This window comes from Methylobacterium nodulans ORS 2060 (genome assembly GCF_000022085.1).
In the GTDB taxonomy this organism is placed as follows: domain Bacteria; phylum Pseudomonadota; class Alphaproteobacteria; order Rhizobiales; family Beijerinckiaceae; genus Methylobacterium; species Methylobacterium nodulans.
In genome coordinates, this window is record NC_011894.1 from 4,158,213 (window position 1) to 4,181,262 (window position 23,050).

Below are 23,050 nucleotides of genomic sequence, written 5' to 3' on the forward strand. Positions count from 1 at the left end.
GGCGCTACTCCGCGGCCATGAGGAGCGGCGCCGCGACTTCGGCTCCGAACCGTGCGGCATCATCGGGGCGAGTCAGGGTGCGCCGACAGCCAGGCGGGATGTGCAGGATCGGCTGCGGCTCGACGAAGGTGCTCCAGCAGAACCACGCGTAGGCGGTGGCGGTCGTGCCGTTCGGCTCCCACCGGCCGCGATGCATCGGAAGACGCTCGACGTAGGGGGCGAACAACGTGGGCGGCCGGCGCCTGAACAGGCGCTTGTAGCGGTCCGCGCCCTCGTTCCAGGCTGTCCGGCACAGGCAGGCGACGATGGGCGCGAGGTCGAGCGCGCGCAGCACGAAGTCGGCCGCCACGTTGAACGGCGGGTTGAACACGATCGCCTCGACGTCCCGCGGCGGCAGTGTCGCAGCATCAAGGAAGTCCGCGACCACGTACCCGCAGCCGTAGTCGAACACGTCTGAGGTGTGCACGTTGGGAATTGACTCGCGCAGCACCTCGGCCATGTGTCCCGCGCCGCAGCACGGGTCCCACACGCTCGCGATCGGCCGCAGCGACAGGCGTGGCAGGACGTGGCGCACGAAGGCGCGCGTGCCCCACGGCGCCGTCGGGAAGAAGTCGAGGCTGTCCGGCGGCTCGCGCCGCGACGCCATGACGGCCGCGCCGCCCGCGGGGGCGATCACCGACATCCGAGAATCCCCTTGATCCGCTCGAAGGCGCGCGGCGGATCGCCGGGCACGCCGTCGTTGAAGGGCTCGAGCCCATTCCGCTCCCGCATCAGGGCGATGCGCCGCCCGATCAGGCTGAGGAGATCGTGGCGGGCGTCGCCGTCCATCTCCTGGATCCACGCCGCGGCCTCGACGCGGGCGATCAGGGCCGGCCCGTCGGCAAGCTCCATGCGGCGCATGAAGCGGTCGAGGTCGCGGATCTCCTCGCCGTGAGGACCGGCGAGCAGCGCCTCAAGCTTCTGCCGCTTCCAGGCCCGGTACTGCTTGGAGAGCTGCTCGTCCGCGCGCAGCTTCTTCTCGCCCTTCAACCCGAGCCGCATCTGCGCCGTCGCCTTGACGCGGGCAGGGCTGCGGCGGCTCTCGGAATGGGACTGGAGCGCCGCCACGGTCAGAACTCCGTCGCCGGCTCGGGCGCAGGCCCACGGTGCGGCCCGAACCCAGCCTCGTGCATCGCCTGCACCGCGCCCTCGACGTCCCGCACCACGGCGACCGGGAAGCCGCGCTCACGCAGGTTCGGGATCAGGCGCCGCTGCACTGCGCTGAGCGAGCCGCCGGCCGCCTTGACCTCGAGCAGCAGGACCCGGCCGTCGCGGCCGTAGGCGATCAGATCGGGATGCCCGGGCTCGACGCCCTCCGCCCGCAGCTCCACCGCCTCGCGCTTGCCGCGCCGGCCGCCGTTCGGCACTGCAGCCACGATGGCATCGAAGCTGCCGCGCAGGCGCGCCACGATGGCGGCCTGGATGTGGTGCTCGGGGCGGGCGCGGGTCATCGCTGGCCTCCCGCGCGGCCATCGGTCGGCGCCGGCCGGCCCGTCTCCGGCGGCGTGAAGTCGGGGGGCCTGAAATAGACGAAGCTAGTCATCGCCGGTCACGCTCCGCGTGCTTCCGAAGCAAGACGGCGAAGCGTACGCGCCGCCTTCCACGCCTCATCTGCCGTAGACCGGAGCTGCTCCAGATCTTCGCCGCTTGAAGCAGGAGATGCTTGGGCAACCAGGCGCTCAAGGCGTTGAGCCAACGCCGCAGCTTTCTGAACTTCGGTCCGAAGCTCGCCGGCGCGGCGGGCATGCGCGGCCCGGATGGCGTCCATCTCGGCGGCGTCGATCCGGCGAGCCTCGCGCCGCCAGATATCCTCGGCACGGCCATAGCTCATCGGCTCCTGAAGAACGGCAGAGACCGCGCGCGCGGCGCGCGTGATGGCAGCTTTCACGGTGTCGCCGACCGGCCGCGGTTCGGCGAGTTCTCGCAGAAGCTGTGAGGCGTGATCGACCGTCGTCATGCGACCGCCCTCGGAATACTTTTCCGAGCCCTCGGTATGTTTTCCCGGCACGTCGGAAGGCTCCTGTGGTTCAACTCAGTTGAACCAGGGAGGCCAACGTTATGCAGGAGGTGGACAGGGATACGCAGCACAACGAGCGCGCGACCGACGATGCTTGCCGGCGAGCGGTCACGCGAAACCAGAAAAAGGGGAGCGCCCGCGCGGTCAGCGATGCGAGAGACCTTGATGGCGCGGGCGCACATGCCGCCGAACGCGGCACGTCGGAATTGCGGCCCCAAAAAGCCCCCCTCTCCGCCCAGGGAGAGGGGGCCAGTCCGGGAGGAAACGCCCACGATGGGCAGTGCTCCAGCCGGGAACGCCAACGCCGGCCAGGGCCTCGGAGCGCGGGCCGGGCAGCCGGCGCGAACAGAATTGCTGACCTGAGCGACGCGAAGAGGGTTGCGCCCGGTCCGGCACGGACAGGGGCCGGTCATTGCCGGACCGGGCGCGCCGCCGGCTGGGCCAGGCTTGCTGGACCGGCGGGTCTCGGGGGCGGGCGCGCCGCCGGCTGGGCCAGGCTTGCTGGACCGGCGGGTCTCGGGGGCGGACGCGGAGCGCATGACGCCTCACGCCTCGCCGCGACTGGACGAGTGAAGACGCCGGGCTGGAGCGGGGCTGGTGCCACCGCTGAGAGTGTCGCCGGCCTTCTCGAACACGGGTCGGTCGCCGTCGGCGCTGAGGCCGCGGACGAGGCGCAGGCCGGTCGGGCCGCTCCTTGCCGCCGCGGTGACGTCACTCGGCCGCTGACCGAGCCAGCGTTCCAGCGCCAGGTCCTGTTCGGGCGTGAGCAGCACCGTCGCGGCTGGGCCGGCTTCGGGGATGGCGAGCAGGGATCGGTTGCCGATCCTCGCGACCCGCAGCGGACCAATCATCTGAGGAGCGGGCCGGATCATGCGGCGGCTCCCTTGCGGAGGGCATGAGATGACGCAAGCATGCCGTGGTGAGGGGCCGGGTAGCGGCCCGGCCCCTCGCGCAACCGCCCATGCCGCTGGAGGCATCCATGAGCGACCGCAACGTGGATCCGGAGATGGCGCGCGGATCGCTGATCGCGATCCGCAGCATTCTCACGGTGATCCTGACCGACATCGGCCGCGAGCAGGGCGAGACGGCCCTGAGGCGCCTGCACATCGCTGCGGACGAGCGTGTGGAAGCTGCGATTCATCGGATGTCCTCCGAGGATCGCGACAGGCAGGACGCCGAGGTGATCAAGCAGGTGTCATCGGACGCCGAAGGCTTCCTCGACGATACATTCGGCCCGGCATTCGACTCCTTGCTGTAGCGGCGAGGACCCAGGTGGCGAATTCGGCTGGCCTCCAGGCAAGTGCCCGGGCGTCCGCCCGCCGCGATGATGGCGGCGATCTCCGAGGCCCGCGCCGAGCGACGAGCGTCCACCTCCGCGCGCCGCGCTGCTTCACGCGCCTCGATCCGCGCATCGATGCGCCGATCCAACCAGGAGACGAGGAAGCGGATCACGGCGCCGCCTCCGCCACCGAGGCAGCGGAGGGAGCGGCCAGCGCGGCCTCTACCTGTGCCGCTGACTTCGGCGGGCGCCGGATGTCATCGGGCCACGGGAGATTATCCGGCCAATGATCAGAGAAGAATTGCATCGCGCGCTCGTAGCGCCCGAGATACAGATCGCGGCCGCTTGCGATAACGTCGAGCTTGTTAGTGTCCTGGAAGAGGCGCCAGCTTACGGTTGTCCGCTTCAGCCCTGTCGCGGAGCCGTAGAGGCCTGCCAAGCGAAGGATGTCTTCTCTGCCATTCATACCGAGGCGTCCGATCCAACGCACTCAGCATCGGTACTAATACCGCGGATGTCAACGGCCTTATTACCGCTCGCAAACGGCCGTGTTGGCGGTCATTCTACCGCCATGGAATTACGAGAGATTTTGGAGCGGATAGAGCGCCGGCTGGAGGCCACCGGCCTGTCGGAGCGTGCCGCTTCGGAGAAGGCCGGAAAGCCCGACGCAATCCGCAATCTGCGCCGTGCTCTAGAGAAGGATGGCCGCCAAGGGGTCAGCACGGCGACACTGAATGCGCTCGCGCCGGTCCTGGGTACGACATCTGTCTGGCTCTTTGCCGGAGCAGGCCCTGAGGAGCCAGCCAAGGCGCCTAGCTCTGGATCAACCTCTATCTCTTCTGCAGCAGGCGGAGAAGAGATCGTCCAAGCGACACAGCCGGCGGTTCGCGTTTTATATGGCGGCTTTGTCGAGGCGGGATCTTACCGCGAGATTTCAGAATTCATAGATGTCCCGCCCGAAGACATCTTTCTTCCACCCGATAGCGAATACCCACGGGTGCAGCAGGTTGCCTTCGACGTACGCGGGGACTCAATGAATGCTCTCACGCCGCGACCAATTCTGCGCGGCGATCGCGTTGTGGCTCTAGACTTTGAAGGGTTGCATGGTCGTGTTGCACTCCACACCGGAATGGTCGTGATTGTCCAGCAAAGCCGAGAAGGCGGGCACTTGGTAGAGCGCTCAGTGAAGCAACTGGAGGTCTATGAGGACCGGTACGAGTTTCACCCGCGCTCGACAGTGTCGCGCTATAAGCCGATCGTGGTTCCCCACAGCATGGAGGCTGACGATGGACGCGAAGTTCGGATACTGGCTTGGGCTCGGAGCGTGTTGAACAAGCTTTAACAGGCCAGCCGAGTGGGCGGACTTTCGAAATAGGCTACTAGCTGAGAAGATTTGCCGGAGCATCTATGGCATTCAAACGGGATATTCTCTGCCATTTTTCTCACTCGCCTGTCAATTGTAGCAGCATCTCTGCGCTGCATTCCAAGTGATACAATCGGGTATGTCTCGTCCATACATGACAAACAACGCACCCTGAGCTTATACCGCAATTCAGATAGGCCGCCTGACGCATCATTGCGCCCGCACATTCCAAGTTCCTCTGCGTCATATGCCCCTAGTTCGTTCTCTTTTGAGCTGCGTGTCAAGCGTCCCGGCCGCGGTGGAATGGCATTTTTTCCGCCGTGCGGGGTTGCACCCGCTTTCGCGGGTTTTATACCGCAAGCCTCTTGACGCGGTAAAATAACCGCAGTTAGTTTCCGTCCATCGCCTCTCGCGATGGAGCCCCGCAGTGCTCACCCGCCCCCAACCCGACCTCGTTGCGCTGCTCGGCCGCCGCGAGCCGCCCCGCACCTACCTCGCCCACTTCGTCGATGCCTCGGGCCGGAAGTGGATCGAGGAAACCACCGTCGACAATGGCCTCACCGCGATTGCAGCGTTCCTTGCTGCCGACGAGCGCCAGGGCTCGACGCTCCGGGAGGTCTACGAGCTCGACATCACCGACCCGCTCGTGCCGGTCGCCCGCAACGTCACCGCGATGGTGCTCGGCAAGGTCGTCGACCTGATCGACCACGATGACGAGCGCGACGCGCTGCCTGCGAGCGTGGAGGACGCGGCCCGGCGCCATGGCGTCGTGGGTCCGGCCGAGAAGGCGCCCGCCGACGTGCTGCCCTTCACCCGCCTGACGCCCGCGTGCGTCGGCGTCGCGACCCGCTGGTGAGGAGGGGCGGATGCGCCTCGCTCTCCGCCTCGCCGCGCTCGACCGCGGCTGCCGCACCGCCGCCCAGATCACCGCCCGGGCCGGGCTTCTCGTCGTGATCGCCGCGGGCTGCGCGGCCATCGGGAGGTGGCTGTGATCAGCACCGGCGACCTCGTCCTCATCGCGGCTGTCGTGCCGATCATCGTCGGCGCCCTGATCGGCCTCGCCGAATCCCGCCGCCTCACCAGTGAGGGCGCTGAGGCGACACCGGGGTGGTGCCTGCTCGGGCACCTGCAGGCGCTCTGGCGGAGGAGCCGGCCGTGAGCCCCTCCGAGCCCCAACAGCTCTTCGTGGACCTGCTCCACGCTCTCGGCTGCCCGGCGCCCTGGCGCGTCGTAGAGTGCTCCGGCCGGATGATCGTCGACGCCGAGGGCAAGCCCTGCGCTTCGGCGATGCCGGTCGCCTCGGTGGCCATCGTGCACGAGCGGGCCGAGCTGATCTGCTCGGCGGTCAACGCGATGGCCGGTGTCCTGCCGGCGGGCGCCATGGCGCCGCTCGACCCGGCCCACCTCGACGCGCTGTCGGCCGAGACGGCGCACTTCCTCCGGCGCGTCGGCGCTGCGGTGGGGGAGTGAGCGCCATGGCTCAGACCGCCGTCATCACCCCTGCCGATCCCTTCGCCTGGCACGCCGCGGCCCTGCGCAACGAGGCCTGGCCCCTGGAGCCGGGCAGGGCCCCCTGCGGCTTCTTCCGCCTTCAGCGGCGCGACGGCTCATTCGAGCCGGTCGCGGTGTGGCCCGAGGAGGACGGCGTCCTCTGGGCCAAGATCGGCGAAAAGGCCCCGCAGTGCCTTGCCGGCCATGCCGAAGAGGAGTTCTGCGAGCGCGTCATCGCGCGCTGCTGGCGCTCACCGATTCCCGAGCCGCTCTACTGGGCAGTGTGCGAGGGCGCGCCCTGGCCAGACCTGCCGCCGACGGCGCCGGCCGATTACGCCAACCTGCCGGGCGACGCCTTCGAGGCGCTGCGCATCGAGATCGAGAGCGAGCGCGACGAGATCGAGCGCTGGCTGAAGGACGATCCGATCCAGGACCAAACCGCCTGCGACCGGGCCGCGAACTGGGCCTCGCGCCTTGCCGATCTGGAGAAGAAGGCGGGCAGCCTGCGCGTCGAGGAGAAGCGCGCGCACGATGAAGCCGCCAAGGCGGTGCAGGCGAAGTGGAAGCCGCTGGAGGACCTCGCCGCCAGCCTGAAGCGCCGGCTGAAGGAGGCGCAGTTGCCGTTCCAGCAGGAGCAGCGGCGCCGCGAGGCCGAGGCCCGGGCCGCAGCGGCCCAGGCCGGCGAGGCGGTGCGGCTCGCCAAGGCAACGGGTGCGGGCACGGTCGGCCGCCGCTCCAGCCTGCGCACGACCTACCGTGCCGAGATCGAGGACTTCGACGCCGCGCTCGCGGCGCTGAGGGACAACCCCGAGCTCCGCCAGCTCGTGCAGCGCCTCGCCGACAAGGTTGCGCGCACCGGTGCCACGCTGCCCGGTACCCGCTCCGTCCCCATCCAGTCCGTCGCCTGAGGACGCCCCATGAACGCTCTTGTTCCGCACGACCCTGCCGCGCAGCCGACGCGCATGATGCTGGCGCAGACCGGCATCTTCTCGGATCCCGACAAGTTCACGCAGGCCAACCGGGTCGCAAAGGTCTTCGCGGACTCACAGCTCGTCCCGGCGCACTTCCGCGGGAAGATCGCGGATTGCCTGATTGCATTGAACATTGCGGATCGGATGCAAGAAGATCCGCTCGTTGTGTTCCAGAACCTTGCGATCGTAAGCGGGCGCCCGTGCTGGGCCACGCAATACATGATCGGTCGCGCCAACAAGTCCGGGGTGTTCCGGGGGCGCATCACCTGGAAATCCGAAGGCCAGGACGAGGGGCTCACGGTCACCGCGCTCGCGGCACTGGCGGACACCGGCGAGGTCGTCTCCGTCGCGGTCAGCATGGCGATGGCGAAGGCGGACGGCTGGACCAAGAACCCGAAGTACACCTCCATGCCCGAGCACATGCTGCGCTGGCGCTCGGCCGCGATGCTGGTCCGGCTCTACGCGCCGGAGGTGATGCTCGGGATCCCGACCGTCGAGGAGGTCGAGACCCCGGCGCCGGTCGCGCCGATGCGCGACGTCACCCCTCCGTCGCAGCAGGTGCGCAGCGGCCCGGCACCGAGCGGCCCACCGCGGCGACTGACGGCGCCCACGCCTCAGCCGGAGCCCGCGCCCGGGCCGGCGAACGATGCGGCGGCCGAGCAGTCCGGGGAAGCCGGCGGGGAGGCCGATGTCGAGGCGCTCGTTGTCCAGGCCGAAGAGGCCGCGGCGGTCGCGCGCTCGCCGGAAGATCTCGACGAGGCCTTCGCAGCCTTGGAGGGCGTCCGGCTGAACGACGGCCAGGCCGAGCGGACGCAGAAGGCGCGCGAGGCGGCCGAGCTGCGGCTGATCCGCGAGATGCCGGCCGACACCCGCGACCTCGACGCAGAGGACGAGCCGGTCGATCCGCAGGACGAGGATTTCCAGCGCGGCGTGACCGCCAAGAAGCGCGGCCACACGAAGTGCCTCAACCAGGGCATCGTGTCCGACCCCGAGCGGATGCGCCGCTGGAAGGCTGGCTTCGACTCCGTCGAGGCGGAGGCCTGACCGATGCGCGCCCTCCCCATCACGATCACGGCCGACGACTCGGGGCACTTCAACCTCGCTATCGGGAACGGCGAGAACACCCAGCACGCCACCGGCCTCGCGTGGGACGAGCTCCTCGGCATGGTGGGTGTGCTCACCCACCCCGAGATCCGGTCCGCGCCGTACGGCATCAGCAAGGTCCGCGCGGCGGCTGGTGCCAAGCGGGGCGATGCTGTGTCGGACGCGACGCCGTGCGTCCCGCGGCGTGGCGAGCCGTGGGCGCCGCAGTCTGCCGAGCCCGCCCTCACGCTCTCGCTCAGCATCCCCGCAGCCGAGCGCATCGCCGAGGAGATGGCCGACCTGCTGAGCTGGTGCCGCGGCTTCGCCGCCGGCGCGGGACCGCACGGGATCGAAGGCCCCCGCGGCGTCGATGCGACCAGCGATTTCCGGATGACCCTCGTCAGCGCGATTTGCGCCGCCACGGGCCGGCCGGATCCCGCCGACATCCCCTTCTGAGGGCGCTGCGATGCTCGGCACCACCGCGCCCCAGGCCGTCCGCCACAACATCCGCTCGCGCCGCGCCCACGCCGCGCGCGAGGCGGCGGAGCGGCCCGTCCTGCCGCTGCCGACGATCATCATCGTGGAGGCCTGCGGCTACGACACCGCGCTCGCCAACCCCGGCGCCGTGGTGCTGGACCGGGCCTACCGCTGCCTCCGGTGCGGCCGGCATCGCCTCGACCTCCGTCAGGTCGGCACGTTCGAGCTGCTCGCCTTCCTGTTCGGCGAGCGGGTCGGGCTGGCGGTGAGCCGCGCCGAGGCCATGGCTGCGGCCCGGCCCGGCAAGCCGATGAGCGACGCCCGGCAATCCCAGCTCGTGCGCCGCGCCAACGCGGTGCTCGCCCGTCTGCACCTGCACATCGAAACAATCTGGGGCGGCTCCCTCCGCCTCGTCGCCATCCCGGGAGATGCCTGACCATGCGCGCTGCTGACCTCCGCGAATTCGACTTTCCGAGCCTCGCCGACGCCGCCCGCAAGGAAGCGGACAAGCATAGTGCGGAGCTCGCGCAGGCGTTCGAGTGGCAATCGACCCTCATCGGTAACTGGCCAGGCCAGCATCGAGACCTGAAGCGGATGCGCGCGCACGCCACGGCGCAACGGGACGACCTGCGCCGGCTCCAGGACTTTGCCGAGTTCTATGGGCTCTACGCCGACCGGCTGCAGCCGATCCTCGAAGCCCTGGAGCGCGGCGCGGAGGTGACCATCCGCCAGAGCCGGGCGGCGGAGCTGGTGCGGTCGCGCAGCGCGGTCCCGGTGCGGGCCCACTGGCCGATGATGCGGCGGCCCGGGACGGTGATGGGGCCGGTCGTGGTCGCGATGGCGGCGGAGGTGCGGTGATGCGCTACCGCTGGCCCCGCACTCTCCATGGCTGGAAGACGCTGTTCTGGCTCTCGCTCGGTCGGTGTCCGATCCATCACACGCGGCTCTCGATCGACAACCCGCTCTACGACAACGGCCGGTCTGCCTACTGCTTTCGCTGCGAAGGGGTCGCGATCTGGCCGCAGGGCGCCCGTGAGGCGTTGCGGCAGAACACGCTCGCTGTCGAAGCGCGCGAGGCGCCTGCCGAGGAGGGCCGCTGAAATGCGCTCCGACCTCGTCGACCTCACCGTGCGCCTGCACCACGAGACCAATCGTGCGGTGCTCGTCTCGACGGACGGCGACCGCGAGAAGGCGGTCTGGATCCCGAAATCCACCTGCGAGATCGAGCCGGACGCGGGGAAGGCCACCCACACCCTGACGCTCCCCGAGCGGGTCGCAATCGAGAAGGGGCTGGTGTGATGACCCGCGAGCGCCTCCCGAACCGCCGCGAGCACGAGGTCTTCGACTTCGTGTTCTCCCGCGGCCCGCACGATCCGGTCGGCACCCGCTACACCGCCGGCCTCGGCCGGGCCGCTCCCGGCGCGCCCGTCACCGAGATCTTTCTCGACTGCCACAAGCTGGCATCCGCGATGACCGACGACGCGCGCGACATCGCCGTCATCCTGTCGATCGCGCTCCAGCACGGCGTGCCGCTGGCGCCGATCCGCGCCGCGCTGACGAAGCTGGAGAGCGGCGAGCCGGCGGGCCTCGCCGGCCGGCTCCCGGTCGAGATCGAGGCGCGGGCGCCGGAAGCGTTCGATCCGCGGCCGGCCGCGGATCAGGCAGGGGAGGGCGCGCGCTGATGGTCGCCTACAACTTCAAGCCGCGCTTCGTCGAGCCGATCGCCCTCGGCGCCAAGGCGCAGACGATCCGCGCGCACCGCGGCATCACCAACCAGGGCCGCCACGCCCGGCCCGGCGAGCCGCTGCAGCTCTACACCGGCATGCGGACCCGCCACTGCAAGCTGATCGGCCGGACCACCTGCGAGAGCGTCGATCGGATCGTCCTGACCCTGCCCAGCCTCGCGCAGCGCCCGTCCGTGATCCTGACGAACAGCGCCGGCACGGTGATCGAGGACACCGACGATCCGGGCAAGCTGGACGCTTTTGCCAGGCGGGACGGATTCCGCGATTTCGACGACATGGCCGCGTTCTGGCGCGCGGAGCACCCGGACGTGTGGGTGTTCTCCGGAGTCGTGATCCGCTGGCCGCCCTTCCAGAACCTCGACGCCCTCGACCCAGCGAGGGCCGCATGAGCAGCCCTCTCGTGATCGACAGTTACGCGGTCAGGGCCGAACTCGGCCCCACCCCTCACAACACTGCGGCTGCCCCGGGGGGCGGGAGAAGTGCATCCACTGCCATGCTTCGGATGACTTGGTTCTGCACACTGGCGACTGTCAGTATCGCCAGGATCAGAAGCATGGCGATGCCCATAAGAAAAGGCGTGATCCGGTCCGCATACTGGCGGGACATCTGCAAGATGGCGCATCCAAGTGTGAAGATCGCCGCCGATGCAAGCGGCAGGGCGAGCGACTCCAGCAACTCCATGGGGTCCTCCGACGCTATGCACTGCAGCGGATGTAGGTGCAGTCACGGCACATCGCACTATTCTGCGACGCACGGAGGCGTGATCCCATGACCTCCGCCGCCCTTGCGCCCACGTCCGAGCCGCCGCGTCCCGTCCTGCGCTGGCACAGCGGCAAGTGGCGCCTCGCCCCCTGGATCGTCCGGCACTTCGCGCCCCACCGCCTCTACACCGAGGCGTTCGGCGGCGCCGCCAGCGTCCTGCTGCGCAAGCCGCGCTCCTACGCCGAGATCTACAACGACCTCGACGACGACGTGGTGAACTTGTTTCAGGTGCTGCGGTCTGATCGCGCGCCGGAGCTGATCGCGGCTCTGCGGGCGACCCCCTTCGCTCGCGCGGAGTTCGAGCAGGCCTACGAGATCTCGAACGATCGGGTCGAGGAGGCTCGACGGCTCATCGTGCGGTCGTTCATGGGCTTCGGATCGAACGGCCATAACCGGCGGGCACCGACGGGCTTCCGGTCGAATGGCTTCCGATGCGGCACGACCCCGGCTCAAGATTGGGCCGGACTGCCCGACGCGCTGGGCCTCGTGATCGAGCGGCTGCGCGGCGTTGTGATCGAGCACCGCGACGCGGCCGAGGTCCTGGCCCAGCACGACAGCCCAGAGAGCCTGCACTACGTCGATCCGCCGTATCTGCCGGAGACGAGGTCTCTCCGGAACCCGTACGACATCAAGCATCGCGGTGGCATGTACGCTCACGAGCTGACGGCCGCCGACCACGCGCGCCTCCTCGACGCGTTGTGCGGCCTGAAGGGCATGGTGGTGCTCTCCGGCTACCCGTCGCCGGTCTATGACGCCGCGCTGCCGGGCTGGACGCGGGTCGAGCGCGCCGCCCATGCCGACGGCGCCCGGGCGCGCACCGAGGTGCTGTGGATCAACCCGCGCGGCCGCCCGCCTCTCCGCCTTCGGCAGCGTGCTCGCCCAGGCGCAGCTCTTCGAGGTGCCGGCATGATTATTCAGCTAGTGAAAGGGTCAAACCTGGAGGTCATTTTCTATCTGTCGCACGAGTTGTCTCACGATCTCGCGCCGGGTCGCAAGGTTTTGGAGCAAATTCTCAGAATAAGTGCCGCTCTGGATTCGGGCCAACGCATCTTCAAGAATGGACCTGCATTCGATCATTTGCCGATGCATTTCAAGGGCTGCTCTTGTTGCAGCGCCTCTCGTCTTTCCGGACGAGAGAAGCGACCATATGAGATTGGCAAGAGATGTGAAATGAGGCGCCTGCCGCCGCAATGCGTATTCTCGGCCAGAAGTTACCGCCATTTCGTCACAAGCCAGCTCAAGCATCTGAGCCGCCTCATTGCAGACCGCGAGCAAGCCTCTGTGAAATTCAACATCGGAATAATTTTGCTGAGATCTCTGGAGTTTTTCGCTTCGTTTCGCTTGTTTGTCGCCGACGTAAATTGCTACCACAAGGGCGAGAAGACTTCCTATTGCTTGAACCCATGCGGGGGCATTTGCACTCCCAAGTGTTTCAGAAACGATGCTCACCATAGCCGCCTGCGTTTATTTCTGGGGCCTGCAGGAGAAGCCGACAACGCCGGCGCCTGCAAGCGATATCCACAACTAGTCGGGCGACAGACGACTTTCATTTCGGCCCGCGTTCCCGTTCGCCCCTCTATGGCTGGAGGTCGGCCATGACCTCCGCCCGCCTCACGGACCTGTGCGCAGAGGGCGCAAGCCGACCGGCGACGTGCCGCTCGATGCCGTCTTTCCGGGCGGCTCAACCTAATCGCTGCGGGTGTGAGGTGGCGATGTCGGCTCCATTTCTCACCCACATCAAGGTCAGTGACCACGCTTTTCTCAAGCGGCTGCCGAAGGATGCTCGGCGTTTCATCAGTCGCAGCGTGCTTGCTTCGGTTGATGTGCTGCGCGTAATCTGTTCTTCATCTACAGCCAACCACAGACCTACAGGCGCGCTGGCTCCATCAAAGCTGATAAAGAAATGTTCGAATTTTCTCTGCGGCTCTCCTTCTGAGTGTATGAGTGGAAGATTCTTCTCAGAGGCAGTAACCCGACCGAAGAACGTAACACCGTTCATGATCAGAATTGCGCATGAGGCTTCGTCGTCGCGACCCATCATGGTCATCCCCCCAGGATGTAGCCGCACCGACAACGTTTCCGGTTGCAGGCCGTGCCACACAATCAGGGGTTTTGATTAACGTAGCCTTGCCCGGAGAAGAAACGTCGGCGGAAGCACTTAGCGGCCTCTCCCGCCTCACCCCGCCCTCAGGGCGCACCGATCCCTCATCCGCAGGAGTCTGACCAGTGTCCCGTCGCATCTACGTCGCTTCGTCCTGGCGCAACCCGAAGCAGCCGGCGGTCGTCTCCGCGCTGCGTGAGGCGGGCCACGAGGTCTACGACTTCCGCAACCCCTTCAATGGCGTGCCGGGATTCGCGTGGTCGGAGATCGACCCGAATTGGGAGGCATGGTCGGCCGCCGAGTACCGGCGCCTGCTGACCTCGCATCCGATCGCCGCCCGCGGCTTTGTCAGCGATTTGCGCGGCATGCAGTGGGCCGACACCTGCGTCCTCGTCCTGCCGTGCGGGCGCAGCGCGCACCTGGAGGCCGGCTGGTTCTGCGGCGCCGGCAAGCGCTGCCTGATCCTGACCCAGGATGGCGAGGAGCCCGAGCTGATGGCGCTCCTCGCCACCGACATCTGCATCTCGCTCGAGGAGGTGCTGCAGCGGCTCGCGGGCAGTCCGGGCCCGCTCGCCATGGCTGCGGAGTGAGGCCATGACGACCGAGACCCAAGCCGCGGCCGCCACCGGTCCCGCCTTCCCCCGCTTCGACGGTGCCGATGTGTGGGTCACCCTCACCAACGAGGAGAAGGCCGAGATCGGCGCTATCGCGGTCGAGCTCGTCGTCACCCGGCGGCTGTGGCAGCGCGTCTATGAGGATGGGCTGAGCGACATCATCCAGCGCGCCACGGGCGCCGCGCTCCAGTTGCTGCCGCATCTCCTCGATCAGGCCGTGTCCGACGTGCTGCCGGACGGCGCCCTGGAGGCGGAGGACGGCGTCACACCGCGCGTCCCGTCGCTGCTTGGCGGCATCTGCCGCGACTGCGGCTGCACCCAGGAGGACGCCTGCCCTGGGGGCTGCGGCTGGGCCGGCGAGGACCAGTGCACCACCTGCGCGGCCGAGAACGCCCCCGCGGCGGGCCGCGCCGAGCTCTGACCCTGAGGCCGCCCCATGGCTGAGTACTGGCGAGACATCGCGACCGCACCGCAGGACCCGACCCGCCGCATCCTGGTGCGCGGCGGTAGGTGGGAGCGCGGCAATCAGGAGGTCATCCCGCAGGCCTTCCCGAGTCTGGTGACCTGGGATGGCGAGTGGGTCGTCTGCGACAATCTCGGACCGCGCTCGACCATCCGAGATCCTGTGGAGTGGGCGCCGCTACCGGAGGACGCGCGCCATGTCGGCTGACCGCAATCGGAACGCTGCGGTGGCGAAACTCGCCTCAGGCTGTGTAGAGCAAGCCTCCAACGACGGCGAACAAGAAGCCCGCCAGATAGAGGATGCTGTTGGCTCTATCAGAGCGGTCCTCTCGGCCTACGAAGCCGACGATCAACACAGTCGCGCCGGATGCAGCCACAAGTCCACCGAACAGGGTCACCGCAAAATCCTCTTCCCGTGTCCGGGGGAGCCGCATGGCTATGGCACAGCCGTCGCACCATCAAGCCCGGCCTATCCTGCTGACCCCGCCCGAGCCACCTACGAAGCCCGGTTCGCCGGGTTCACGCTCGGCCCCCGCGGCGCCGCCCCGGCCTGGGATGACCTCGGCGGCGAGGCCCGAGAGGTCTGCCGCGCCGCCGCGGCGGCCGCCCGCGAGGGCACACTCGACCCGCGCGACGCCTTCACCGACTCGATGATCCTGTTTGCCGTCCGTTACTGCCTCGGGCGCCATAGCTATGCGCCTGGACTGTGTTGCGACTGGCTTCGCGAGCACTGGCCGCATCTTCGGCCCAAGGGGCGTGATCTGATCCTGCGCGATATCCGCGAGCACGTGGAGAGGCAGGAATCCCGGCCTCCTGAGAGCCGGGACGCCATCGCCGGCTGGGAGATCGACCTCCAGATCTGGAAGAGCTTTCTCACCTGGGCGGAGGCCGCCGATGGCCGATAGCCCCTTCAGCACCGCCGACGGCTTCTGGTGCGATGAGTGCCAGAACCTCGGCACGACCGAGTGCCTGTGCGGCGGGGATCTCTGTGTCTGCGACGCCTACGGCGAGCTGCCGTGCCCAAAGTGCAGCGGCCAGCTGTGGAGCATGGCCGACGATCGGGAGGAGGGGCCGTGAGCACCTTCGACACCATCCTGTTCGGCCTGATCGCGCTCGCCACCCTGTTCGCCTTCACGCGCTACGGCTGGCGGGCCGTGCACTGGCTGGGCTGTGGCATTGCCCTGATCGGGCTCGCACTGGCGAACTTAGGACGCGGAAGGGGGAGGGGGAGGGAGACAATGAGACCAGGCGCTCTGACGGAGGACGAGGCCGATGCGATCTACACCGCCCTGGTCGAGGAGGCTGGGGCACCTGACGACGAGTACGATCGCGAGATCTTCGTGCGCTCCGCAGCCGGCGTGCTGCCGCTGGAATGGCGCTTCCAGGGGCGGCTCGGGTTCGGCGGCAAGCTGTACTTCGACGGGGAGCGGCCGCCGCGTGTCGATTGCTATCCGCAGGATCGGAACGACGAGCGCCAGGCGATCATCGCCCGCACCAACGAGCGGCTCACTGTACTGGAGATCCTCCGTGCGTGAGTTCGTGCACATCGCGCTCGGGGCGCCGCTCGTGGTGTGGCGCAAGGGGGAGGCCGGCCGGTGAGCACCTTCGACACCATCCCGCTCGGCCTGATCGCGCTCGCAGTCCTGTTCGCCTTCACGCGCTACGGCTGGCGCGCCGTGCACTGGCTGGGCTGCGGCATCGGATTGATTGGGCTCGCGCTGGCGAGTCTCGGACGTGACAGAGGGGAGGGGAGGTGAACATGCGCAGGGCAGGGCGCATTCCCGACAGGGCCGACGTCGCGGACGACACGCCGCTCCGCCTCGACGACGCCGCAGCGCTTGCGTTCCCGGCTGGCTCTGGTGTGTCCGCGCGCAGCTTGCGGCGAGAGGGGCAGCGTGGTCGCCTGCGAATCTTCGAGGTCGCTGGCAAGCACTTCACCACCCTGGCCGATATCAGGCGGATGATCGAACAATGCCCCGTCCAGCCAAAGGCGCGCGCCTCTATTACCGAAAATCACACGAGCGCTGGTTTGTCCGAGATTCCGGAGGCGTCGACTTCAGCACGGGCTGCCGCCATGGAGAGCGTGAGGCGGCTGAAAGAGCGTTGCAGGAATACCTCGCGCGCAAGCACAAGCCCGACTTCGGCCAAGGTGATCCCGCTCGGATCCTCATCGCCGACGTCTTGAGCCTCTACGCCGACGAGCGCGCCGCCGAGACGAAACGACCGGATGTGGTGTGGAGCGCGCTGCCACATTTGATCGACTTCTTCGACGGCCGGATGGTGGCACATGCCACACCGAACCTCTGCGCCGGCTATGTCCGCTGGCGGAGGGCGATGCCGCAGAAGCGCTTCAAGGATCCCGAGACGGCTCCGCGGGTCGGTACGCAGACCGCCCGGCGCGAGCTCGAGGTGTTGGCCGCTGCGTTCGGCTACGCTCACAAGGAACACAAGCTCCTGTATCCCGTGGCCGTGACGCTACCGGACAAGGCGCCCGCGCGCGATCGGTGGCTGACCCGGTCCGAGGCCGCGCGTCTGCTATGGGCTGCGCTCGGCTTCCGACGAGTCGGCACGCACCCGATCACCGGCCGAGAGATCTGGCGGCGGACGGGGGAGGCTCAGGGCAAGACGCGCCACGTCGCCCGCTTTATTCTCTTGGGCCTCTACACCGGCACGAGGCATGACGCGATCCTGCGCCTGAAGTGGCTGCCGAGTCCTATCGCGGGGTGGGTCGATCTGCGAGCCGGCATCCTGTATCGGCGCGGCACGGGGGAGGGGGAGAGCACGAAGCGCCGGACGCCCATCCCGCTGTCGCGCCGGCTCCTCGCCCACCTGACCCGCTGGCGATCGCAGAGCGTCGCCCACGTGGTCGAGTTCGAGGGGCTGCCGATCGCGAAGATGCGTCGGGGATGGCGCACTGCGCGAGAAGCGGCCGGCCTTGGGCCCGAGGTGACGCCCCACATCCTGCGCCACACCTTCGCAACCTGGGCTGTGCAGGGCGGGGCGCCGTTCGGCCTCGTCGCAGGCGCGCTCGGTACCACGGAAGCCATCGTGGCGAACGTGTATGGTCACCACGCGCCAGAGCACCTGCGCGGCGTGGTCGAGACCGTGTCCGGCCGGCGCCGCTCGTGAATCGAGCGTGGCTGTGGTGCAGCGCAGCAATTCTGGGTTTTTGGGAGGTATTTGGGAGCTGAGCCGTTCGCAGCTCGCCGGAAATCGCCTAAGTCCTTGAAGCCGTTGGTGGGCGGTGACGGGCTCGAACCGCCGACCCTCTCGGTGTAAACGAGATGCTCTACCAACTGAGCTAACCGCCCTCAGGGCGGCATGGTTAAGGGGAGCGTCCTGCGAGCGCAAGGCCTCGCGCGGGGCCGAGCGTTTTTCCGCGTATCGCCTGCTTGACAGGCCGGGGCCGGCCTCATACACCGCCGCCATCGCAGCACAGCGATGCGCCGCGCGGACGTAGCTCAGTTGGTTAGAGTGCCGGCCTGTCACGCCGGAGGTCGCGGGTTCGAGCCCCGTCGTCCGCGCCATTCTTCCCTTCGTCGGGTGATCGTCGTCGCACCGCGTCTCACGCGGGCGTAGCTCAGTTGGTTAGAGTGCCGGCCTGTCACGCCGGAGGTCGCGGGTTCGAGCCCCGTCGCCCGCGCCACGATCCCGAAATCTTCACAATTGATCGCCTAAAGGCCCGCCGCCCCGCCGAAGCGGGACGGGAGAATCGCCCTTGATGCCGCGCTTGCGCCTCGCCGCCCTCGCCGCCTGCTTGCTGCTGGCCGGCTGCGGCGGACCGAACCTGCTGCCCCAGCCCGATCTCATGACGAGCCCGGTGATCCTGGACGAGGCGGCCGCCGCCGCCGCGATCTCCCGCTACCGGGCGAGCCATGGCCTGGGACCCGTGGCGATCGATCCGTCGCTCGTCCGGGCCGCCTCGCTCCAGGCCGCGGCCAATGCCCGGGCCGGCTATCTCTCGCACGAGGTCGGCGGCACCTTCGATGGTCGCCTCAGGCGCGCCGGCTTCGGCGGGCGCTACGCGGCCGAGAACCTGAGCGCCGGCTCCACCACCTTCGAGGAGGTGCTCAAGCGCTGGCAGGCCTCCCCGGAGCACAACCGCAACATGCTGATGCCGCAGGTGCGACGCGTCGGCATCGCCCGCGTCGACGCGCCGGGCAGCCGCTACAAGCGCTTCTGGGCCCTGATCCTCTCCGATTCCTGACCGACCGGGCCGCGCCGCGGCCAAGCCCGCCCGTGCCGAATCCCGGCCCGCCGGGGCGCAAAAGCCCCGGAAAGGCAGGGGGGCTGCGACGAAACTCGTCAGGCGGCAGGCCCTTTACCGGTGTTGTGGACCGGATCCGCCATCTTATCTCCTGGACGGACGTTCGCGGTTTGTGCGCTGCGAACGCCCCTTGTTTCGGCATACCCGCTCGTTTAAGCCTCGCGGCATTCTCCGGGCCTTGGAACCGTTCCGAATGACGGGCCGAGCCGGCCGGGCCGTCCGCGAGTCCGCGCCGCCCTTACGACCAATGAGGGTTCTCCCATGAACGGCCTCCTGTCGGACTACCTGCCGCTCGTGATCTTCATCGGGGTCTCGCTGGTGATCGCCCTGGCGCTCCTCGTGGCGCCCTTCCTGGTCGCCTACAGCAGCCCGGACCCGGAGAAGCTCTCGGCCTACGAGTGCGGGTTCAACGCCTTCGACGACGCGCGCATGAAGTTCGACGTGCGCTTCTACCTCGTCGCCATCCTGTTCATCATCTTCGACCTCGAGGTCGCCTTCCTGTTCCCGTGGGCGATCACCTTCGGGGACCTCGGCTGGTTCGGCTTCTGGTCGATGATGTTCTTCCTCGGCGTGCTGACCGTCGGGTTCGTCTACGAGTGGCGCAAGGGCGCCCTCGAATGGGATTGAGCCGAGCCCCCGCCGCCTCTTGAGAGATCCGGATGCCCATGGCCCTCGATACCTCCTTCTCCCGCGCCCCGGCGATCGCGCCCCAGCCGAAGGGCATCATCGACCCGGCGACCGGCCTGCCCGTCGGCGCGACCGATCCGACCTTCCTGTCGATCAACGACGAACTCGCCGACCGCGGCTTCCTCCTCACCACCGCGGACGACCTCATCACCTGGGCCCGCACCGGCTCGCTGATGTGGATGACCTTCGGCCTCGCCTGCTGCGCGGTCGAGATGATGCAGATGTCGATGCCGCGCTACGACGCCGAGCGCTTCGGCTTCGCGCCCCGCGCCAGCCCACGCCAGTCGGACGTGATGATCGTCGCCGGGACGCTCACCAACAAGATGGCGCCCGCCCTGCGCAAGGTCTACGACCAGATGCCGGAGCCCCGCTACGTCATCTCGATGGGGTCCTGCGCCAACGGCGGCGGCTACTATCACTACTCCTACTCGGTGGTTCGCGGCTGCGACCGCGTCGTGCCGGTGGACATCTACGTGCCGGGCTGCCCGCCCAGCGCCGAGGCGCTGCTTTACGGCGTGCTGCTGCTGCAGAAGAAGATCCGCCGGACCGGGACGATCGAGCGCTAAGGCTTCAGACGATGACGAACGGCATCACGATCCGGCCCCACACGGAGGTCGCCCACGGGATCGAGGCGCTTCAGGCGCTGAGCGACCGTCTCGCCGAGGCGCTCGGCTCCGCCGTGACCGACCGCGTGATCGCCTTCGACGAGCTGACGCTCACCGTCGAGGCTCAGGAGATCGTGCGGGTGCTCACCCATCTGCGCGACGATCCCCTTTGCGCCTTCCGCTGCTTCATCGATATCTGCGGGGCGGATTATCCGGGCCGGGCCAGGCGCTTCGACGTCGTCTACCACCTGCTGTCCCTGCGCCATAACCTGCGCATCCGGGTGAAGGTGCAGACCGACGAGGCCACCCCCGTGCCCTCCGTCATCGCGGTCTATCCGGCGGCCAACTGGTACGAGCGCGAGACCTACGACCTCTACGGCATCCTGTTCTCGGGCCATCCCGACCTGCGCCGCCTCCTGACCGATTACGGCTTCGAGGGGCATCCCCTGCGCAAGGATTTTCCGCTGACCGGCTTCGTCGAGGTGCGCTACGACCAGGACGAGGGCCGGGTGGTCTACGAGCCGGTCAAGCTCACCCAGGAGTTCCGCAACTTCGACTTCCTGTCGCCCTGGGAAGGCACGGATTACGTGCTGCCCGGCGACGAGAAGGCCAAAGGCTAGGGCGGCGGAGCGCGCGACGATGACGAAGCCTCCCTCTCCGACAGTCCCGAGCGCGTCCTCCCGCGCCGGAGGTGCCGCATGACCGAGCACAGCATCCGCAACTTCTCGATCAATTTCGGGCCGCAGCACCCGGCGGCGCATGGCGTTCTGCGCCTCGTGCTGGAGCTCGACGGCGAGATCGTCGAGCGGGTGGACCCGCATATCGGGCTCCTGCATCGCGGCACCGAGAAGCTGATCGAGTACAAGACCTACCTGCAGGCGACGCCGTATTTCGACCGGCTCGACTACGTCGCGCCGATGAACCAGGAGCACGCCTTCTGCCTCGCGGTGGAGAAGCTGCTCGGCATCGAGGTGCCGCGGCGGGCCAAGCTGATCCGCACCCTGTACTGCGAAATCGGGCGGCTGCTCTCGCACCTGCTCAACGTCACCACGCAGGCGATGGATGTCGGCGCCCTCACGCCCCCGCTCTGGGGCTTCGAGGAGCGTGAGAAGCTGATGATCTTCTACGAGCGCGCCAGCGGCGCGCGGCTCCACGCCAACTACTTCCGGCCGGGCGGCGTTCATCAGGACCTGCCGGCGGGGCTCCTCGACGACATCGAGGCCTTCTGCGAGACCTTCCCGCAGGTCGTCGACGATCTCGACGAGCTCGTGATCGGCAACCGCATCTTCAAGCAGCGCAACGTCGATATCGGCATCGTGACGGCCGACCAGGCGATGGCCTGGGGCTTCTCGGGCGTGATGGTGCGCGGCTCCGGGATCCCGTGGGACCTGCGCAAGGCGCAGCCCTACGAGTCCTACGAGGAGATGGAATTCGAGATCCCGGTGGGGAAGAACGGCGACACCTACGATCGTCAGGTCATCCGCATGGAGGAGATGCGCCAGAGCGTGCGCATCATGAAGCAGTGCATCGCCAAGCTGCGCGCGCCGGACGGGCAAGGGCCCGTGGCGACGCAGGACGGCAAGGTGGCGCCGCCCTCGCGGCGCGAGATGAAGCGCTCGATGGAGGCGCTCATCCACCACTTCAAGCTCTACACAGAGGGCTTCCACGTGCCGGCCGGCGAGGTCTATGCCGCCGTCGAGGCGCCGAAGGGCGAGTTCGGCGTCTATCTGGTCGCCGACGGCACCAACAAGCCCTACCGCTGCAAGATCCGCGCGCCGGGCTTCGCCCATCTGCAGGCGATGGACTGGATGTGCCGCGGGCACATGCTGGCGGACGTCTCGTGCATTATCGGCACCCTCGACATCGTGTTCGGCGAGGTGGACCGGTGAGTGGCATGACGAGCGGCCGCGGCTGAGAGAACGAGAGCGATGGCAAACCGCAGACTGGCGCCCACCGCCGAACAGCCCGAGAGCTTCGCGTTCACGCCCGAGAACGCCGAGTGGGCCAGGCAGCAGATCGCCAAATACCCCGAGGGCCGGCAGGCTTCGGCGGTGATCCCGCTCCTGTGGCGGGCGCAGGAGCAGAACGGCGGCTGGCTGCCCCAGAAGGCGATCGAGGCGGTCGCCGACCAGCTCGGCATGCCGCATATCCGCGTGCTCGAAGTCGCGACCTTCTACACGATGTTCGCGCTCGAGCCGGTCGGCCGATATTGGATTCAGGTCTGCGGCACCGTGCCCTGCGACGTCTGCGGCGCGAAGGACCTCAAGCGCATGCTGGAGGAGCGTCTCGGCCCCTCCGGTCATGTCAGCCCGGACGGCACCTTCTCCTGGATCGAGGTCGAGTGCCTGGGCGCCTGCTGCAACGCGCCCATGGTGCAGATCAACCACGACTATTACGAGGATCTCACGCCCGAGAGCCTGTCGAAGCTGATGGACGACCTCGCCGCGGGGCGCCCGGTGAAGACCGGCTCGCAGATCGGCCGGACCTCGTCGGAGCCGCTCGGCGCCGTGACCACGCTCACCGACGAGACGCTGTTCGACGGCTCGCGCATCGGCGCATGGCGCAAGCGCTTCGAGGAGGAGCACCTGCGCGAGGCCGGGGCCGATACCCAGGCCGAGGATACTCAGGCGAAGGATACCCGGGCGAAGACCGAGGGCGCCACCGCCGCCGCCAAGAACGCTGCCGAGCCGAAGCCCGCCAAGCCCGATTCGGGCCGCGCGACGGAGAGCCCGGCCGCCGCCGCCCCCGCCCAGCGGGTGGCCGAGGGCAAGGCCCCGGTGGATCCTGCCGAGCGGGCCGGCCAGGCCCGTCCCGACCGCACCACGGTGGCCGAGCCGAAGAGCGGGCCCGAGCCGCAGCCCGGGCCGCAGAGCGGGCGCTCCTACACCGAGACGCCCTCGAAACCCGGGGAGGGGCGTCCCGTCGCCGAGGCGAAGGGCTCCGCCAAGCGGGCCGGTGCCGAGCCGAACGCCGCGCCCGGGCGCACGAACGCCGCGCAGGCCAAGCCCGTAGGGGCGGATCCGGGCGACAAGGGCCCGCCCGGCCCCGGCTCCAAGGGCCGCTCCAAGACCCCCTCGAACCGGTAGG

Annotated in this window: 38 protein-coding genes and 3 tRNA genes; 33 read left to right on the forward strand and 8 right to left on the reverse strand. The window is 68.4% G+C overall.

The features are described 5' to 3' along the window. Positions 1–4 precede the first annotated feature (4 nt). From MNOD_RS19280 to MNOD_RS41595, 3 genes are read right to left on the reverse strand one after another with little or no spacing between them, the layout of a single operon-like run. Entirely contained in the window at positions 5–682 is a 678-nt protein-coding gene (locus MNOD_RS19280) for a hypothetical protein (protein ID WP_015930620.1), read from the reverse strand. Then, positions 673–1,107 carry a hypothetical protein gene (locus tag MNOD_RS19285; RefSeq protein ID WP_015930621.1) on the reverse strand — a complete coding sequence of 145 codons (435 nt, stop codon included), beginning with the start codon at positions 1,105–1,107 and terminating at the stop codon, positions 673–675. The genes MNOD_RS19280 and MNOD_RS19285 overlap by 10 nt, the downstream gene beginning before the upstream one ends. 2 nt (positions 1,108–1,109) lie before the next feature. After that, on the reverse strand, positions 1,110–1,490 hold the full coding sequence (locus MNOD_RS41595) for a VRR-NUC domain-containing protein (protein ID WP_015930622.1): 381 nt from the start codon (positions 1,488–1,490) through the stop codon (positions 1,110–1,112). A 212-nt stretch (positions 1,491–1,702) separates the two neighbouring features. Between MNOD_RS41595 and MNOD_RS49235 the strand changes: the two genes are divergently transcribed. Next, a complete protein-coding gene (locus MNOD_RS49235) occupies positions 1,703–1,975 on the forward strand; it encodes a hypothetical protein (RefSeq protein WP_015930624.1) in 273 nt (90 codons plus the stop codon). Positions 1,976–2,601: 626 nt separating this feature from the next. Here MNOD_RS49235 and MNOD_RS19300 read toward each other — a convergent pair. Beyond that, positions 2,602–2,928, reverse strand: coding sequence for a hypothetical protein (locus tag MNOD_RS19300; RefSeq protein ID WP_063748571.1), 327 nt, complete (start codon positions 2,926–2,928; stop codon positions 2,602–2,604). 107 nt (positions 2,929–3,035) lie between these two features. Between MNOD_RS19300 and MNOD_RS19305 the strand changes: the two genes are divergently transcribed. Next, positions 3,036–3,314: a hypothetical protein gene (locus MNOD_RS19305; protein ID WP_015930626.1), complete on the forward strand. Its 279-nt coding sequence runs from the start codon at positions 3,036–3,038 to the stop codon at positions 3,312–3,314. A 190-nt stretch (positions 3,315–3,504) separates the two neighbouring features. On the opposite strand, the gene MNOD_RS19310 is transcribed toward MNOD_RS19305, so the two are convergent. Next, complete coding sequence (locus MNOD_RS19310) at positions 3,505–3,774, reverse strand: hypothetical protein (protein WP_157091511.1); 270 nt, start codon at positions 3,772–3,774, stop codon at positions 3,505–3,507. Between the two features lie 132 nt (positions 3,775–3,906). On the opposite strand from MNOD_RS19310, the gene MNOD_RS46880 reads away from it, so the two are divergent. The 14 genes from MNOD_RS46880 (at position 3,907) to MNOD_RS19370 (ending at position 10,854) form a co-directional block, all read left to right on the forward strand. Then, complete coding sequence (locus MNOD_RS46880; RefSeq protein ID WP_043749067.1) at positions 3,907–4,677, forward strand: S24/S26 family peptidase; 771 nt, start codon at positions 3,907–3,909, stop codon at positions 4,675–4,677. Positions 4,678–5,125: 448 nt separating this feature from the next. Next, positions 5,126–5,554, forward strand: coding sequence for a hypothetical protein (locus MNOD_RS19320; RefSeq protein ID WP_015930629.1), 429 nt, complete (start codon positions 5,126–5,128; stop codon positions 5,552–5,554). A gap of 10 nt (positions 5,555–5,564) precedes the next feature. Next, positions 5,565–5,690, forward strand: coding sequence for a hypothetical protein (locus MNOD_RS50030; RefSeq protein WP_015930630.1), 126 nt, complete (start codon positions 5,565–5,567; stop codon positions 5,688–5,690). Beyond that, positions 5,687–5,857 (forward strand): hypothetical protein, encoded by a 171-nt coding sequence (locus tag MNOD_RS48135; protein ID WP_015930631.1) that lies wholly within the window; start codon positions 5,687–5,689, stop codon positions 5,855–5,857. Before MNOD_RS50030 ends, MNOD_RS48135 begins: the two co-directional genes overlap by 4 nt. After that, positions 5,854–6,168: a hypothetical protein gene (locus MNOD_RS19325; protein WP_015930632.1), complete on the forward strand. Its 315-nt coding sequence runs from the start codon at positions 5,854–5,856 to the stop codon at positions 6,166–6,168. Before MNOD_RS48135 ends, MNOD_RS19325 begins: the two co-directional genes overlap by 4 nt. Before the next feature lie 5 nt (positions 6,169–6,173). After that, positions 6,174–7,097 (forward strand): hypothetical protein, encoded by a 924-nt coding sequence (locus tag MNOD_RS41605; RefSeq protein ID WP_015930633.1) that lies wholly within the window; start codon positions 6,174–6,176, stop codon positions 7,095–7,097. Between the two features lie 9 nt (positions 7,098–7,106). Beyond that, positions 7,107–8,204, forward strand: a complete 1,098-nt coding sequence (locus tag MNOD_RS19335; RefSeq protein WP_015930634.1) for a hypothetical protein — start codon at positions 7,107–7,109, stop codon at positions 8,202–8,204. Positions 8,205–8,207: 3 nt separating this feature from the next. Continuing rightward, the gene (locus tag MNOD_RS19340; RefSeq protein ID WP_015930635.1) at positions 8,208–8,699 is read left to right on the forward strand and encodes a hypothetical protein; all 492 of its coding nucleotides are present in this window, start codon (positions 8,208–8,210) and stop codon (positions 8,697–8,699) included. Between the two features lie 10 nt (positions 8,700–8,709). Beyond that, a complete protein-coding gene (locus tag MNOD_RS19345; RefSeq protein ID WP_015930636.1) occupies positions 8,710–9,156 on the forward strand; it encodes a hypothetical protein in 447 nt (148 codons plus the stop codon). 2 nt (positions 9,157–9,158) lie between these two features. Continuing rightward, positions 9,159–9,578, forward strand: a complete 420-nt coding sequence (locus MNOD_RS19350; protein WP_015930637.1) for a hypothetical protein — start codon at positions 9,159–9,161, stop codon at positions 9,576–9,578. Further along, positions 9,578–9,820 (forward strand): hypothetical protein, encoded by a 243-nt coding sequence (locus MNOD_RS19355; RefSeq protein WP_015930638.1) that lies wholly within the window; start codon positions 9,578–9,580, stop codon positions 9,818–9,820. The genes MNOD_RS19350 and MNOD_RS19355 overlap by 1 nt, the downstream gene beginning before the upstream one ends. Before the next feature lies 1 nt (position 9,821). Beyond that, positions 9,822–10,019, forward strand: coding sequence for a hypothetical protein (locus MNOD_RS19360; protein ID WP_015930639.1), 198 nt, complete (start codon positions 9,822–9,824; stop codon positions 10,017–10,019). Then, on the forward strand, positions 10,019–10,402 hold the full coding sequence (locus MNOD_RS19365; RefSeq protein WP_015930640.1) for a hypothetical protein: 384 nt from the start codon (positions 10,019–10,021) through the stop codon (positions 10,400–10,402). Before MNOD_RS19360 ends, MNOD_RS19365 begins: the two co-directional genes overlap by 1 nt. Then, positions 10,402–10,854 carry an ASCH domain-containing protein gene (locus tag MNOD_RS19370; protein WP_015930641.1) on the forward strand — a complete coding sequence of 151 codons (453 nt, stop codon included), beginning with the start codon at positions 10,402–10,404 and terminating at the stop codon, positions 10,852–10,854. The genes MNOD_RS19365 and MNOD_RS19370 overlap by 1 nt, the downstream gene beginning before the upstream one ends. Before the next feature lie 55 nt (positions 10,855–10,909). Here MNOD_RS19370 and MNOD_RS19375 read toward each other — a convergent pair whose 3' ends face one another. Next, positions 10,910–11,146 (reverse strand): hypothetical protein, encoded by a 237-nt coding sequence (locus MNOD_RS19375; RefSeq protein ID WP_015930642.1) that lies wholly within the window; start codon positions 11,144–11,146, stop codon positions 10,910–10,912. An 87-nt stretch (positions 11,147–11,233) separates the two neighbouring features. On the opposite strand from MNOD_RS19375, the gene MNOD_RS49240 reads away from it, so the two are divergent. Beyond that, positions 11,234–12,826, forward strand: a complete 1,593-nt coding sequence (locus MNOD_RS49240; protein WP_015930643.1) for a DNA adenine methylase — start codon at positions 11,234–11,236, stop codon at positions 12,824–12,826. A gap of 82 nt (positions 12,827–12,908) precedes the next feature. Here MNOD_RS49240 and MNOD_RS46895 read toward each other — a convergent pair whose 3' ends face one another. Further along, on the reverse strand, positions 12,909–13,265 hold the full coding sequence (locus tag MNOD_RS46895) for a hypothetical protein (RefSeq protein WP_157091513.1): 357 nt from the start codon (positions 13,263–13,265) through the stop codon (positions 12,909–12,911). Positions 13,266–13,453: 188 nt separating this feature from the next. On the opposite strand from MNOD_RS46895, the gene MNOD_RS19385 reads away from it, so the two are divergent. The 8 genes from MNOD_RS19385 (at position 13,454) to MNOD_RS19415 (ending at position 17,533) form a co-directional block, all read left to right on the forward strand. After that, positions 13,454–13,918, forward strand: coding sequence for a hypothetical protein (locus MNOD_RS19385; protein ID WP_015930644.1), 465 nt, complete (start codon positions 13,454–13,456; stop codon positions 13,916–13,918). Between the two features lie 4 nt (positions 13,919–13,922). Continuing rightward, entirely contained in the window at positions 13,923–14,363 is a 441-nt protein-coding gene (locus MNOD_RS19390; protein WP_015930645.1) for a hypothetical protein, read from the forward strand. Between the two features lie 15 nt (positions 14,364–14,378). After that, the gene (locus MNOD_RS19395; RefSeq protein ID WP_015930646.1) at positions 14,379–14,612 is read left to right on the forward strand and encodes a hypothetical protein; all 234 of its coding nucleotides are present in this window, start codon (positions 14,379–14,381) and stop codon (positions 14,610–14,612) included. Further along, positions 14,602–15,309: a hypothetical protein gene (locus tag MNOD_RS19400; RefSeq protein ID WP_015930647.1), complete on the forward strand. Its 708-nt coding sequence runs from the start codon at positions 14,602–14,604 to the stop codon at positions 15,307–15,309. Before MNOD_RS19395 ends, MNOD_RS19400 begins: the two co-directional genes overlap by 11 nt. Next, positions 15,299–15,481 (forward strand): hypothetical protein, encoded by a 183-nt coding sequence (locus MNOD_RS19405; protein WP_015930648.1) that lies wholly within the window; start codon positions 15,299–15,301, stop codon positions 15,479–15,481. The genes MNOD_RS19400 and MNOD_RS19405 overlap by 11 nt, the downstream gene beginning before the upstream one ends. Next, positions 15,478–15,939: a hypothetical protein gene (locus MNOD_RS19410; RefSeq protein ID WP_015930649.1), complete on the forward strand. Its 462-nt coding sequence runs from the start codon at positions 15,478–15,480 to the stop codon at positions 15,937–15,939. Before MNOD_RS19405 ends, MNOD_RS19410 begins: the two co-directional genes overlap by 4 nt. Before the next feature lie 60 nt (positions 15,940–15,999). Beyond that, positions 16,000–16,161: a hypothetical protein gene (locus MNOD_RS48140; RefSeq protein ID WP_015930650.1), complete on the forward strand. Its 162-nt coding sequence runs from the start codon at positions 16,000–16,002 to the stop codon at positions 16,159–16,161. Positions 16,162–16,375: 214 nt separating this feature from the next. After that, complete coding sequence (locus MNOD_RS19415; RefSeq protein WP_015930651.1) at positions 16,376–17,533, forward strand: site-specific integrase; 1,158 nt, start codon at positions 16,376–16,378, stop codon at positions 17,531–17,533. A gap of 106 nt (positions 17,534–17,639) precedes the next feature. Here MNOD_RS19415 and MNOD_RS19420 read toward each other — a convergent pair. Continuing rightward, positions 17,640–17,715 (reverse strand) — tRNA-Val (locus MNOD_RS19420). Positions 17,716–17,854: 139 nt separating this feature from the next. Between MNOD_RS19420 and MNOD_RS19425 the strand changes: the two genes are divergently transcribed. The 8 genes from MNOD_RS19425 (at position 17,855) to nuoE (ending at position 23,049) form a co-directional block, all read left to right on the forward strand. Then, positions 17,855–17,931, forward strand: a tRNA-Asp gene (locus tag MNOD_RS19425). 42 nt (positions 17,932–17,973) lie between these two features. After that, positions 17,974–18,050 (forward strand) — tRNA-Asp (locus tag MNOD_RS19430). A 75-nt stretch (positions 18,051–18,125) separates the two neighbouring features. After that, complete coding sequence (locus tag MNOD_RS19435; RefSeq protein WP_015930652.1) at positions 18,126–18,611, forward strand: CAP domain-containing protein; 486 nt, start codon at positions 18,126–18,128, stop codon at positions 18,609–18,611. Between the two features lie 321 nt (positions 18,612–18,932). Beyond that, the gene (locus MNOD_RS19440; RefSeq protein ID WP_015930653.1) at positions 18,933–19,298 is read left to right on the forward strand and encodes an NADH-quinone oxidoreductase subunit A; all 366 of its coding nucleotides are present in this window, start codon (positions 18,933–18,935) and stop codon (positions 19,296–19,298) included. Between the two features lie 38 nt (positions 19,299–19,336). Continuing rightward, the gene (locus MNOD_RS19445) at positions 19,337–19,924 is read left to right on the forward strand and encodes a NuoB/complex I 20 kDa subunit family protein (protein ID WP_043749071.1); all 588 of its coding nucleotides are present in this window, start codon (positions 19,337–19,339) and stop codon (positions 19,922–19,924) included. Between the two features lie 11 nt (positions 19,925–19,935). Further along, entirely contained in the window at positions 19,936–20,583 is a 648-nt protein-coding gene (locus tag MNOD_RS19450) for an NADH-quinone oxidoreductase subunit C (RefSeq protein ID WP_015930655.1), read from the forward strand. Positions 20,584–20,661: 78 nt separating this feature from the next. Then, the gene (locus MNOD_RS19455; RefSeq protein WP_015930656.1) at positions 20,662–21,852 is read left to right on the forward strand and encodes an NADH-quinone oxidoreductase subunit D; all 1,191 of its coding nucleotides are present in this window, start codon (positions 20,662–20,664) and stop codon (positions 21,850–21,852) included. 39 nt (positions 21,853–21,891) lie between these two features. After that, complete coding sequence (nuoE, locus tag MNOD_RS19460; protein ID WP_015930657.1) at positions 21,892–23,049, forward strand: NADH-quinone oxidoreductase subunit NuoE; 1,158 nt, start codon at positions 21,892–21,894, stop codon at positions 23,047–23,049. Position 23,050 lies beyond the last annotated feature (1 nt).

Excerpts from the sequence above, each read along its gene's own strand:
- MNOD_RS49240 (WP_015930643.1), top strand. The coding sequence starts at position 11,234 with ATGACCTCCGCCGCCCTTGCGCCCACGTCCGAGCCGCCGCGTCCCGTC.
- MNOD_RS19335 (WP_015930634.1), top strand. The coding sequence starts at position 7,107 with ATGAACGCTCTTGTTCCGCACGACCCTGCCGCGCAGCCGACGCGCATG.
- MNOD_RS19435 (WP_015930652.1), top strand. The coding sequence starts at position 18,126 with ATGCCGCGCTTGCGCCTCGCCGCCCTCGCCGCCTGCTTGCTGCTGGCC.
- MNOD_RS19400 (WP_015930647.1), top strand. The coding sequence starts at position 14,602 with ATGTCGGCTGACCGCAATCGGAACGCTGCGGTGGCGAAACTCGCCTCA.
- MNOD_RS19345 (WP_015930636.1), top strand. The coding sequence starts at position 8,710 with ATGCTCGGCACCACCGCGCCCCAGGCCGTCCGCCACAACATCCGCTCG.
- MNOD_RS19450 (WP_015930655.1), top strand. The coding sequence starts at position 19,936 with ATGACGAACGGCATCACGATCCGGCCCCACACGGAGGTCGCCCACGGG.
- MNOD_RS19360 (WP_015930639.1), top strand. The coding sequence starts at position 9,822 with ATGCGCTCCGACCTCGTCGACCTCACCGTGCGCCTGCACCACGAGACC.
- MNOD_RS19395 (WP_015930646.1), top strand. The coding sequence starts at position 14,379 with ATGGCTGAGTACTGGCGAGACATCGCGACCGCACCGCAGGACCCGACC.
- MNOD_RS50030 (WP_015930630.1), top strand. The coding sequence starts at position 5,565 with ATGCGCCTCGCTCTCCGCCTCGCCGCGCTCGACCGCGGCTGCCGCACC.
- nuoE (WP_015930657.1), top strand. The coding sequence starts at position 21,892 with ATGGCAAACCGCAGACTGGCGCCCACCGCCGAACAGCCCGAGAGCTTC.
- MNOD_RS19365 (WP_015930640.1), top strand. The coding sequence starts at position 10,019 with ATGACCCGCGAGCGCCTCCCGAACCGCCGCGAGCACGAGGTCTTCGAC.
- MNOD_RS41605 (WP_015930633.1), top strand. The coding sequence starts at position 6,174 with ATGGCTCAGACCGCCGTCATCACCCCTGCCGATCCCTTCGCCTGGCAC.
- MNOD_RS19390 (WP_015930645.1), top strand. The coding sequence starts at position 13,923 with ATGACGACCGAGACCCAAGCCGCGGCCGCCACCGGTCCCGCCTTCCCC.
- MNOD_RS19340 (WP_015930635.1), top strand. The coding sequence starts at position 8,208 with ATGCGCGCCCTCCCCATCACGATCACGGCCGACGACTCGGGGCACTTC.
- MNOD_RS46880 (WP_043749067.1), top strand. The coding sequence starts at position 3,907 with ATGGAATTACGAGAGATTTTGGAGCGGATAGAGCGCCGGCTGGAGGCC.
- MNOD_RS19355 (WP_015930638.1), top strand. The coding sequence starts at position 9,578 with ATGCGCTACCGCTGGCCCCGCACTCTCCATGGCTGGAAGACGCTGTTC.
- MNOD_RS19370 (WP_015930641.1), top strand. The coding sequence starts at position 10,402 with ATGGTCGCCTACAACTTCAAGCCGCGCTTCGTCGAGCCGATCGCCCTC.
- MNOD_RS19305 (WP_015930626.1), top strand. The coding sequence starts at position 3,036 with ATGAGCGACCGCAACGTGGATCCGGAGATGGCGCGCGGATCGCTGATC.
- MNOD_RS19375 (WP_015930642.1), bottom strand. The coding sequence starts at position 11,146 with ATGGAGTTGCTGGAGTCGCTCGCCCTGCCGCTTGCATCGGCGGCGATC.
- MNOD_RS19405 (WP_015930648.1), top strand. The coding sequence starts at position 15,299 with ATGGCCGATAGCCCCTTCAGCACCGCCGACGGCTTCTGGTGCGATGAG.
- MNOD_RS19350 (WP_015930637.1), top strand. The coding sequence starts at position 9,159 with ATGCGCGCTGCTGACCTCCGCGAATTCGACTTTCCGAGCCTCGCCGAC.
- MNOD_RS19280 (WP_015930620.1), bottom strand. The coding sequence starts at position 682 with ATGTCGGTGATCGCCCCCGCGGGCGGCGCGGCCGTCATGGCGTCGCGG.
- MNOD_RS19415 (WP_015930651.1), top strand. The coding sequence starts at position 16,376 with ATGCCCCGTCCAGCCAAAGGCGCGCGCCTCTATTACCGAAAATCACAC.
- MNOD_RS19455 (WP_015930656.1), top strand. The coding sequence starts at position 20,662 with ATGACCGAGCACAGCATCCGCAACTTCTCGATCAATTTCGGGCCGCAG.
- MNOD_RS41595 (WP_015930622.1), bottom strand. The coding sequence starts at position 1,490 with ATGACCCGCGCCCGCCCCGAGCACCACATCCAGGCCGCCATCGTGGCG.
- MNOD_RS19445 (WP_043749071.1), top strand. The coding sequence starts at position 19,337 with ATGGCCCTCGATACCTCCTTCTCCCGCGCCCCGGCGATCGCGCCCCAG.
- MNOD_RS46895 (WP_157091513.1), bottom strand. The coding sequence starts at position 13,265 with ATGGGTCGCGACGACGAAGCCTCATGCGCAATTCTGATCATGAACGGT.
- MNOD_RS19440 (WP_015930653.1), top strand. The coding sequence starts at position 18,933 with ATGAACGGCCTCCTGTCGGACTACCTGCCGCTCGTGATCTTCATCGGG.
- MNOD_RS19300 (WP_063748571.1), bottom strand. The coding sequence starts at position 2,928 with ATGATCCGGCCCGCTCCTCAGATGATTGGTCCGCTGCGGGTCGCGAGG.